The organism is Acinetobacter sp. SM1B (assembly GCF_003289665.1).
Classification (GTDB): Bacteria; Pseudomonadota; Gammaproteobacteria; order Pseudomonadales; family Moraxellaceae; genus Acinetobacter; species Acinetobacter schindleri.
The window spans coordinates 1-321 of sequence record NZ_QMBM01000038.1 but is presented as its reverse complement, the minus strand read 5'-3'; the positions used below and the strand labels follow the sequence as shown (position 1 = coordinate 321).

Sequence of the window (321 nt, the reverse complement as noted above, 5' to 3'; positions counted from 1 at the left end):
GATTTATGTGTTGTATCCGAATAGCCTGTTGCCATTAAAAGCCAAAAGACGCTGTAAATTGGATCCCGAACTAAAAATCTATAATCAGGAAATCAATAAAAGAAGAATAGCAATTGAGCATGTATTTGGCAGTCTAAAAACTTTCAAGATCCTTGCTGAGCGTTATCGATATAGAGGTAAAAGGCTTGGTTTGAGATTCAATTTAATCGCTGGAATCTACAACTTGGAACTGAGCAAAAAATGATTTATGAAAGAGGTCTATTATATTTATTCAGAGATGGATCCGTAAATTTGAACAACTCCTATAAGTGATATTCTGCT

At 34.0% G+C, this 321-nt stretch carries 1 protein-coding gene; it reads left to right on the top strand.

What is annotated here, in order from left to right:
- On the top strand, window positions 1–244 hold a 244-nt coding region (locus C8322_RS14300; protein WP_322873829.1), incomplete at its 5' end, for a transposase family protein.
- Window positions 245–321 lie beyond the last annotated feature (77 nt).